This is a genomic window from Sphingomonas sp. 66-10 (assembly GCF_001897045.1).
In the GTDB taxonomy this organism is placed as follows: domain Bacteria; phylum Pseudomonadota; class Alphaproteobacteria; order Sphingomonadales; family Sphingomonadaceae; genus Sphingomonas; species Sphingomonas lycopersici.
Map to the genome: position 1 here is coordinate 1 of NZ_MKRR01000120.1, position 10,432 is coordinate 10,432.

The window sequence follows — 10,432 nt, forward strand, 5'->3', positions numbered from 1 at the left end:
CAGCGGCACCGCCTGGCGCTGCATGTTCGAGCCCATCAGCGCGCGGTTCGCGTCGTCGTTCTCGAGGAACGGGATCAGCGAGGCGGCGACCGAGACGAGCTGCTTCGGCGACACGTCCATCAACGTGATCGTCTCGGGCAGCGCCATCAGGAATTCGCCGGCCTGACGCGCCGAGATCAGTTCCTCGATCAGCCGGCCGTCACGATCGACTTCGGCGTTGGCCTGCGCGATCGTGTGCTTCGCCTCCTCCATCGCGGAGAGATAGACGACCTCGCCGGTCACCTTGCCGTCGACCACGCGACGGTAGGGCGTCTCGATGAAGCCGTATTTGTTGACGCGGCTGAACGAGGCGAGGCTGTTGATCAGGCCGATGTTCGGGCCTTCCGGCGTCTCGATCGGGCAGATACGGCCGTAATGCGTCGGGTGAACGTCGCGGACCTCGAAGCCCGCGCGCTCGCGGGTGAGACCGCCCGGCCCGAGCGCCGAGACGCGACGCTTGTGCGTCACTTCGGAGAGCGGGTTGGTCTGGTCCATGAACTGCGACAGCTGCGACGAGCCGAAGAATTCGCGCACCGCGGCGACCGCCGGCTTGGCGTTGATCAGGTCGTTCGGCATCACCGTCGACACGTCGACCGACGACATGCGCTCCTTCACCGCGCGTTCCATGCGCAGCAGGCCGACGCGATACTGGTTCTCGAGCAACTCGCCCACCGAACGCACGCGGCGGTTGCCGAGATTGTCGATGTCGTCGATCTCGCCCTTGCCGTCCTTCAGGTCGACGAGGGTCTTGACCACCGCGAGGATATCCTCGGTGCGCAGCGTCGTGACGCTGTCATCGGTGTCGAGATCGAGGCGCATGTTGAGCTTGACGCGGCCCACCGCCGACAGGTCGTAGCGGTCCGGATCGAAGAACAGCCCGGCGAACAACGCCTCGGCGGTCTCCAGCGTCGGCGGCTCGCCGGGGCGCATCACGCGATAGATGTCGGACAGTGCCTGCTCGCGCTCCTCGGCCTTGTCGGCCTTGAGCGTGTTGCGGATCCATGGCCCGGTGGTGACGTGATCGATATCGAGCAATTCGATGCGATCGACGCCCGCCTTGTCGAGCTTTTCGAGGTTCTCGGGCGAAATCTCGTCGCCCGCCTCGACGTAGATCTCGCCGGTCGCTTCGTTGATCAGGTCATAGGCCGAATAACGGCCGAAGATTTCCTCGGTCGGGATCAAGAGGTCGGTGAGGCCGTCCTTCGACGCCTTGTTCGCGGCGCGCGGGGAAATCTTCTGCCCGGCCGGGAAGACGATCTCGCCCGAATTGGCGTCGACGATGTCGAACATCGGCTTCACGCCGCGCCAGCTTTCCGCCTGGAACGGGATCTTCCACCCGCCTTCGCCGCGGACGAAGGTGAGGCGGTTGTAGAAATGGTTGAGGATTTCCTCGGAGTTGAGGCCGAGCGCATAAAGCAGCGCCGTCACCGGAAGCTTACGCTTACGGTCGATACGGACGTTGACGATATCCTTGGCGTCGAACTCGAAATCGAGCCACGAGCCGCGATACGGGATCACCCGCGCCGCGAACAGATATTTGCCCGACGCGTGGGTCTTGCCGCGATCGTGATCGAACAGCACGCCCGGCGAGCGGTGCATCTGGCTGACGATGACGCGTTCGGTGCCGTTGATGAAGAAGGTGCCGTTCTCGGTCATGAGCGGCATGTCGCCCATGTAGACGTCCTGCTCCTTGATATCGAGCACCGAGCGGGTTTCCGTATCCGGATCCACCTCGAACACGATCAGGCGCAACGTGACGCGCATCGGCGCCGCATAGGTGATGCCGCGCTGACGGCATTCCTCGACGTCGAACTTCGGCGGCTCGAGTTCGTAATTGACGAAATCGAGCTCGGCGGTGCCGGCGAAATCGCGGATCGGGAACACGCTGCGCAGCGTCTTTTCCAGACCGGAGACATAGCCGATCGAGGGATCGGAGCGCAGGAACTGTTCGTAGCTCTCGCGCTGGACCTCGATGAGGTTCGGCATCTGCACCACTTCGTGGATGTTGCCGAACACCTTGCGGATGCGCCGCTTGGGCGTGGTCGCGCCCTCGATCGCCTTGGTTGCCATGTAGCTGTCAGCCCTCAGTCAAAAACCGTTCGAGCGCGTGAACGGACGCCAAAAGGCCGCAGTCCTTCCCCGGGCGGGGCGACGGCAGCCTGTAGCGTCTATGAAACCGGAAACTCCCATTCGTCCGATACGGTGCGCGACGCCGCATCATGTCCCGAAGCTCCAGCAAGAGGCGCGATATAGGATGCCGGTCCAACAACGTCAATGAGGGGTTCCAGTCATTCCTCCCACAACGCCGTCATTCCCGCGAAGGCGGGAATCCATTCTGGCTGGCCTCACGTTTCTTTCCCCGACCTGCGCGAATGGATCCCCGCCTTCGCGGGGATGACGAAGTGGCCTGGCGCGGTTGATCCCGCCGCCCGACCCGGCATAACGCAGCGCATCCTTCTTCCCGAACGGGGCAGACACACAGATGCATCGCAAATCCCTGATCCTCGCCGCCCTTGCGCTCACCGCCGCGCCGCTTGCCGCGCAACAGGTCAGCGCGCCGCAGGTCGGCGGGGATATCCCGGCCAATTTCGCTTACCCCACCCAGGCCGACGATTATATCAAGCGCGACGTGATGATCCCGATGCGCGACGGGGTGAAGCTCCACACCGTCATCGTCATCCCCAAGGGCGCGACCAACGCGCCGATCCTGCTCACGCGCACCCCCTATAATGCCTCGGCGCGTGCGCAGCGGATGGCGAGCCCGAATATGGTATCGGTCCTGCCGCAGGGCGACGAGCCGTTCGTCCGCGCCGGCTATATCCGCGTGTTCCAGGATATCCGCGGCAAATATGGGTCGGAGGGGGAGTATGTCGTTACCCGCCCGGTGATCGGCCCGCTCAACCCGACCAAGGTAGATCATCCCACCGACGCCTGGGATACGATCGACTGGCTGGTCAACAAGGCCAACCTCCCCGAAACCAACGGCCGCGTCGGGATGCTCGGCTCCTCCTATGAGGGGCTGACGGTGGTGATGGCGCTGCTCCACCCGCATCCCGCGCTCAAGGTCGCCGCGCCGGAAAGCCCGATGATCGACGGCTGGATGGGAGACGACTGGTTCCACTACGGCGCGTTCCGCCTCGCCAATATCGGCTGGCTCGGCTCGCAGACCGGGTTCAAGGGCGGCGCGCCCGAGCCGGCCTCGGGCTTTTACGACGATTACGACCAATTCCGCCGCATCGGCTCCGCAGGGGCCTGGGCGGAGAAGTCGGGTTATGCCGCTCTGCCTTTCTGGCAGCGGATGGTCGCGCATCCAGCCTATGACGAATTCTGGCAGGGGCAGGCGCTCGACAAGCTCATCGCCGCCAATCCTTCCGATGTCCCGACGATGTGGGAACAGGGGCTGTGGGATCAGGAGGACATGTATGGCGCGATCCATACGTGGGAGGCGCTGAAGGCCAAGGGCAAGCTCGGCAGCAATTTCCTCGTCATGGGGCCGTGGCGGCATAGCCAGGCGAATTACGACGGCTCGTCGCTCGGCGATTTCAAATGGAACGGCGACACCGCGACCGAGTGGCGCGAGAAATATCTGTTCCCGTTCTTCGACCAATATCTGCGCGACGGCCGCCCCGCGTTCACCCCGCCGCAGGCGCTGATCTACAATAGCGGCGAGAACCATTGGGACAGCCTCGCGCAATGGCCGCTCGCTTGCGAGACGGGGTGCGCCGCGCCGTTGAAGCCGATCTATCTCGAGGCCGACGGCGGGCTGGGCTTCGACAAGGGCGGGGCAGGGGGCGACAGCTATGTCTCCGATCCGGCCAAGCCGGTGCCGCATCTGCCGCGCCCGGTGAACCTGGGCGACGGCGATCGCTGGAAATCGTGGCTGGTGCAGGATCAGCGCGCGGTCGACGGGCGCCCCGATGTGATGACCTATCAGACCGCGCCGCTCACCGCGCCGGTGCGCGTCTCCGGCGCGCCGATCGCCGAGCTGTTCGCCAAGACGACCGGCACCGACGGCGATTTCGTGGTCAAGGTGATCGACGTCTACCCCGACGAATATGCCAATGACCCCAGGAAAGGCGGCTATCAGCTCGCGATCAGCCTCGATATCTTCCGCGGGCGCTATCGCGAGAGCTTCGCGCATCCGTCGGCGATCCCGGCGAACAAGGTGCAGCGCTATCGTTTCCGCCTGCCCACGGTGAACCATGTGTTCCAGCCGGGGCATCGCATCATGGTGCAGGTGCAATCGTCGCTGTTCCCGCTCTACGACCGCAACCCGCAGAAGTTCGTGTCCAACATCTTCCTCGCGAAGCAGGCCGATTATCAGAAGGCGACGGTCACCCTGATGCGTGGCGGCGCGGCGGCGAGCGCGGTGTGGCTGCCGGTCGTCCCGGCGGAGAAGTGATCGTTGGCTAAGGTTAAGCTTCGAGCGGATAACGCGCGCGGGATGAAGATCGGTACGACGGGGTTGGCGCTGGCCGCGGCGGCGCTTTTGGGCGGGCAGGCGTCGGTGCAGGCGATCGCGCAGGCGGCGCCGCAGAGCAATGCGACGCCCAGCCCGGGCAATGCGCCGGTCGCGACGATGCCGCCGCCGGTCATCACGATGCAATTGCCGCCCACGGTTTCCGAGACGCCCGTGCCGGTCGTGGTGCCCACCGCGCAACCGACCCCGACGCCGCCCGCGCGCCGCGAGGTCGAGCCGCGCCCGATCGTCCGCGCGACGCCGCAGCCGACCGCGACACCGCGCGCGCGATCGGCGCCCGTCGCCGCCCCGGCGGTTGCGCCCGAACCCACGCCGACTCCTACCCCGACCCCGGCGGTGTCGCTCGGCACCGCGCCGATCGCATCGCCTAGCGCTACGCCGACGCCGTCCGCGACCCCGATCGCGGTCCCGACTTTGCCGGACGCCGGGACGAGCGGCTGGCCCAAATGGCTGGTGCCGGCGGCGATCGGCGGGCTGCTGGTGCTGATCATCGCGTTTTTCCTCTGGCGTCGCCGCCGCGTGGCGGCGGAGGCAGCCGAGGTGGCGCAACGCCCGGCGCCGGCGCGCTTCGTTCCGCCGTCGCCGCCCGCCGCACCGGTCGAACCGGAGCCCGCGCCGCTGCCCGAACCCTCGCCGCCGTCGCCTGCTGCCGCGCCGCAATTCCTCGAGCGACCCGCGCCGAGCGAGCGCGCGTGGCTCGATCTCGCCGCGCCGACGGTGCATCGCGCGGGGGTGAACCTCGTCACCGCCACCGCCGATGTCTCGCTGACCGTGCGCAACGAGGGGAGCGCTCCCGCGCGCGACATCCGTCTCGCGATCCTGCTGACCAGCGCGCAGCCGGGGCAGGATGCGGTGCTCGATGCGCTCTATGCCGAGCCGGTCGCGCGCCCGATCGTCCCGCCGTTCACACTCGCGCCGGGCGATGAGAAGGTCGTGCGCGGGCTGGCGACGATGCCGCGCGAGGCGATCGTCGCGCTTTCTGCCGCCGACCGGCCGATGTTCGTGCCCGTCGTCGCGCTCAACGCGGTTTATGATGCGGCCGGCGGCGCGCCGGGGCAGACCACCGCAGCCTTTGCAGTGGGGGTCGAGCGCGCCGACGGCGCCAAGCTCGCGCCGATGTGGCTCGACGAGCCGTCGCGGATGTACGACGCGATCGCGATCCGCGCGCACGGGACGACGGTGAAACGGTGATTCCGCAACTCCCCTCCTTGAAGGGGAGGGGAACAGGGCAAAAAAAGGGCGGCTCCCGCGAGGGAACCGCCCTTTTTTCGTGTCAGCCCGCCGCGGGAGCGAACCCCCGCGACAATGCCGAAGCTTACTTGAGTTCGACGGTCGCGCCGGCTTCCTCGAGCTGCTTCTTGACCTTCTCGGCCTCGTCCTTCGAGACGCCTTCCTTGACCGGCTTCGGCGCCGACTCGACGAGCGTCTTGGCTTCGGTCAGGCCGAGACCGGTGATCGCGCGGACCTCCTTGATGACGTTGATCTTCTTGCCACCGTCGCCGGTGAGGATCACGTCGAATTCGGTCTTTTCTTCGGCGGCCGCAGCCGCGCCACCGGCGCCGCCGGCGGCCGGGCCCGCAACCGCAACCGCGGCAGCGGCGCTCACGCCCCACTTCTCTTCGAGGAGCTTCGAGAGCTCGGCCGCCTCGAGGACGGTCAGTTCGGACAGCTGGTCAACCAGCGCGTTCAGGTCTGCCATTGTTCACTTCCTTCATGTCTGTGCCCGGCGAGGGGCACCAGTTTCGCTTGAATAAACCGCCTGGAAATCAGGCGGCTTCCTTCTCCGAATAGGCCTTGAGCACGCGCGCGAGCTGCGCGGCGGGCGCCTGGGTGACGGTCGCCAGCTTCGTGGCGGGTGCCACGAGAAGCCCGACGATCTTCGCCCGGAGCTCGTCCAGCGACGGCAGCGTAGCGAGCGCCTTCACGCCCTCCACGTCGAGCGCATTTGCGCCCATCGCCCCGCCCACGATTTCGAACTTGTCGTTCGTCTTCGCGAATTCGACCGCCACCTTCGCCGCAGCGACGGGGTCGATCGAGCTGGCGAGACCGACCGGACCCGTGAGCATGTCGCCCAGCGAGAGATAGTCGGTGCCGTCGAGCGCGATCTTGGCAAGCCTGTTCTTCGAGACCTTATAGCTCGCGCCGGCTTCCCGCATCTTGTTGCGCAACTGAGTCGATTGCGCGACGGACATTCCGTGGTTGCGGGTGACGACCACCACGCCGACCTCGGAAAAGGTGCGGTTCAGCTCGGCAACGGCCGCGGCCTTTTGAGCACGATCCATGCCATTCTCCACGTTCTGAGCATGGGCTTGCGCCCACGCCCGGTTGCATTTCCCCGCACGGGGCAAGCCCCGCACGAAGTTGTCCAGCGATGGGGAATGGGAAGCGACGCGAGCCGCCGAAAGCGGTTCACGCAGCAGACCGGCGCGTCACGGATGACTGGCCGGAAAAATCCTGTCCCCGTCTCGGCGGGAAGATTAAGCCGGCTAACCGGCACCCGCTGTCTCGGACGGTGCCCGGCGGCACAAGGCTGCCGGACGCGCGCGGGCTCATACAGGGCGGGGGGCGAAAGTCAACCTTGCGGCACCTCTCCCCGTTGTGGCGAAGGGAGGTTGTCCTATCTATCCGTCCGCCTTGCCCCTTCGGCGCGGACGGCGGCCAGCGTCGGATAACCGTTGACCGCCATCAGCAGATCGGCCTCGGCGAGGATCGATTTCAGCACATGCGCCGCGCCCTCAGCGCCGCCGAGCGCGAGCCCGTAGCTATAGGGTCGCCCGACGCCGACCGCATCGGCGCCGAGCGCGATCGCCTTCACCACGTCGCTGCCCGATCGGATGCCCGAATCGAACAGCACCGGAACACGCCCCTTCACCGCCTCCGCCACCCCCGGCAGCATGTCGATCGCGGCGATCCCGCCATTGGCCTGCCGCCCGCCGTGGTTGGAGACGTAGATGCCGTCCGCCCCGCCGTCGATCGCGCGCCGCGCGTCATCGGGGTGGCAGATGCCCTTGAGCACGATCGGCAGCTTGGTCAGCGATTTGAGCCACGGCAGATCGTCCCACGTCAGCACCTTGCCGAAGGTCGCGCCCCAGGTGCCGATCGCGGTGCGCAGGTCGGCTTCGGGCGGGGCGCTCAGCAATTTGCGGAAGGCGGGGTCGACGAAATAGTTGGTCAGCACCGCGCCGCGCAATTGCGGGAAATTGGAGACGTTGAGGTCGCGCGGCCGCCAGCCGGTCACCCAGGTGTCGAGCGTCACGACGATCGCCCGATAGCCCGCCGCCTCGGCGCGGCTGACGAGGCTCGCCGCAACATCCTTGTCGCGCGGGGTATAGAGCTGGAACAGCGCGGGCGTATCGCCGCACGCCAGCCTTACGTCCTCGAGCGGATCGTTGGCGAGGGTGGAGGCGCAGAGCGGCACTCCGGTCGTCGCCGCGGCACGCGCGGCGGCAAGATCGCCGTGCCCGTCCTGCGTGACGATCCCGGTCACCCCGATCGGCGCCATGAACAGCGGCGAGGCGAGCTTCATGCCGAAAAGTTCGGTCGACAGGTCGCGCTGGGTGCAATCGACCATCATCCGCGGCACCATCCCCCAATGGCGGAAGGCGCGGGCATTTTCGTCCTGGGTGAATTCATCGCCGCACCCGCCCTGGACGTAATTGAGCACCGCCGGGGGCATCGCCGCCTCGGCACGTGCCTTGAGGGTCGCGAAATCGACCGGCAAGGTCGGCAGGACGCCCGAGAGCCCGGCGCCGTAGATCAGGGTCTGATAATCGCCGTAATGCGGCATCCTCGCCTCCGTTTTATCTGGTCGCGGTTGTCGACCGCGGCCGCCGCCGGCGTCAAGGATCACCGCATCCGGTAGCGCAGCCCGAGCCACAAGGTCCGCGGGGTCGCCCGTTCGACGATATTGTTGCCGCTGATCCCTGCCTCGACCCGCGCGTCGAACATATTCTCGGCGCGCGCCTCGACCGTCCAGGCGCGGGCGAGCGGCAACGTCGCTACCGCGTCGAGCGTCGTCGCGGGACGCAGCACGTTGCTGTTCTGATCGTCGTCGAACTGGCGCGCGACATAACGCAGCGTGGTGGAGAGCGAGGCCTCGCCCGACCGCCAGCCGAGCGTACCGGAAACCTGATCGCGCGGCGTCTGCGCCGGGCGCAATCCGTCGAGCGCGGCGGCGGCGCCGGAGGCGACGACACGCGCGGAGACATGCTGCCACGAGGCGCGTGCGTTGAACGGCCCCGAACGCCAGCTCGCCTCCACCTCTATTCCGGTCGAGGTGATCGCATCGAGGTTCTGGCGCACGCGATAGACCCCGCCCGCCGCGACGAAGCCGACCCCGGGGAAGGTCCTCGGCCCGCGCCCCATCGTGACGTTGGCGATCGCATCGTCGAGCCGGTTATGGAACCAGGTGACCCCGAGCGAGGTCGTCGCGGTGGGGGTGAAGGTCGCGCCGCCCTCGTACCCCGTCAGCCGCTCGGGGTTGAGCGCGGCATTGGCGGCGGTAGCGTCAGCGCCGACGCGGAACGGGCGGTAGAGTTCGTTGAGCGTCGGCAGCCGCCAGCCGCGATAGGCCGCGCCGCGCAGGACGAGCGCATCGACCGGTCGCCACGCGATGCCCGCGCGTCCGGTCGCCTCGGTGCCGTCGCGATTGGCGAAGGTCGCGTTGGTGAGCGGCGCGCCGGTCGCAAGGTCATGCTCCTTGAGATAGCCGTCGGCGATCCGCCACCAGTCGATCCGCCCGCCGAGATCGATCGTCACCCGGCCGAGATCGGCGCTGCCGTCGGCGAACAGCCCCGCGGTGCGCGTCTCGCCCCCGGCATAGCGCTGCCGCGTCGGTGCGCCGGCGACATAGGTGTAAAGCTCTTGCGTGCGCCCCGAGACCGCGCGGATATCGCTGCCGAGCCGGAGCGACAGGCCGTCGCCGATCGGCGGCGCTACCTCGATCCGCGCACCGACCCCGGTCGCCGGGGTATTATATTGGTTGAGCGTCTGGGTCGCGGTGGTGCGCGCGGGGTTGATGCTGGCGAATTGCGACGAAAAGGCGCGGGTCTGGAGATAGCCCAGCACCGACCACCCCCAATTGCCGCGCCCGACCAGCCTGAGGCTCGCATCGGCGCCCTGGCTGCTGTTGGCGGTATAAGCGGTGCCGCGATCGCGGCTATCGGTGAAGGCGCTGACATTGGCCTGCAATTCGGTCGACGGCGCGATCGAGATCCCCCCGCGCACCGCCCCGCTCGCCTGCTCATAGGGCGCGGGGCGATCGACCGGCCCGCGCGATTCGGGGACGGTGGGGGTAAAGCCGTCGCCGCGCGCATAGCTGCCGGCGATCGTTGCGAAGCCGCCGCTGCGCACCAGCGCGGCGCTGCCGTCCGCCTCGAGCGAATTGCGGCTGCCATAAGCCACCCCCATCGCCAGCGGCGACAGCTGATCGGGGGTGGCGCTCTCCATCTCCACCGTGCCGGCGAGCGCCCCCGGCCCGAAATAGCCGCTGCCGCCGCCGCGCGTCACCCGGATGCGGCCGAGCCGCTCGGCGCTATAGGCGGGGAAGGGCACCCAGCCGCCGAACGGATCGGCCTGCGGCACCCCGTCGAGGATCAGCAATGCGCGGCTCGACGCGTTGCCGCCGATCCCGCGCAGCGAGATGCCCTGGCTGGTCGGGTTGGCCGAGCGCGAGTCAGACCGGCGGAACTGCTGGAGCCCGGCGACATCGGCGAGGATGCTTTCCAGCCGCGCGCTGGCATTGTCGGTGATCCGGTCGCGATCGATCGTCACGGTGTCGAACGCGCGATCGCCGGCGCGGTCGTCAAGCCCGCGCCCGGTGACGACGACGTCGCCGGGCTGCGCATTGTCGGCAGTCTGCGCCGCAGCGGGCGTGGCGGTGGAGGCGAGCAGCGCGATGGCGAGCGGGCGAAG

At 67.8% G+C, this 10,432-nt stretch carries 7 protein-coding genes; 2 read left to right on the plus strand and 5 right to left on the minus strand.

Annotated elements, in window-relative coordinates; all coding sequences use genetic code 11:
• On the minus strand, positions 1-2,109 hold a 2,109-nt coding region (rpoB, locus tag BGN95_RS12735), incomplete at its 3' end, for a DNA-directed RNA polymerase subunit beta (RefSeq protein WP_286772825.1).
• Between the two features lie 412 nt (positions 2,110-2,521).
• Here rpoB and BGN95_RS12740 point away from each other — a divergent pair.
• Entirely contained in the window at positions 2,522-4,441 is a 1,920-nt protein-coding gene (locus BGN95_RS12740; protein ID WP_286772826.1) for a CocE/NonD family hydrolase, read from the plus strand.
• 42 nt (positions 4,442-4,483) lie between these two features.
• Entirely contained in the window at positions 4,484-5,710 is a 1,227-nt protein-coding gene (locus BGN95_RS12745) for a hypothetical protein (protein ID WP_286772827.1), read from the plus strand.
• Between the two features lie 124 nt (positions 5,711-5,834).
• On the opposite strand, the gene rplL is transcribed toward BGN95_RS12745, so the two are convergent.
• The 4 genes from rplL to BGN95_RS12765 form a co-directional block, all read right to left on the minus strand.
• Positions 5,835-6,218 carry a 50S ribosomal protein L7/L12 gene (gene rplL, locus BGN95_RS12750; RefSeq protein ID WP_179512080.1) on the minus strand — a complete coding sequence of 128 codons (384 nt, stop codon included), beginning with the start codon at positions 6,216-6,218 and terminating at the stop codon, positions 5,835-5,837.
• Between the two features lie 67 nt (positions 6,219-6,285).
• Entirely contained in the window at positions 6,286-6,801 is a 516-nt protein-coding gene (rplJ, locus tag BGN95_RS12755) for a 50S ribosomal protein L10 (RefSeq protein WP_179512079.1), read from the minus strand.
• A 335-nt stretch (positions 6,802-7,136) separates the two neighbouring features.
• Positions 7,137-8,306: an alpha-hydroxy-acid oxidizing protein gene (locus BGN95_RS12760; protein WP_179512078.1), complete on the minus strand. Its 1,170-nt coding sequence runs from the start codon at positions 8,304-8,306 to the stop codon at positions 7,137-7,139.
• Between the two features lie 59 nt (positions 8,307-8,365).
• On the minus strand, positions 8,366-10,432 hold a 2,067-nt coding region (locus BGN95_RS12765; RefSeq protein WP_286772828.1), incomplete at its 5' end, for a TonB-dependent receptor.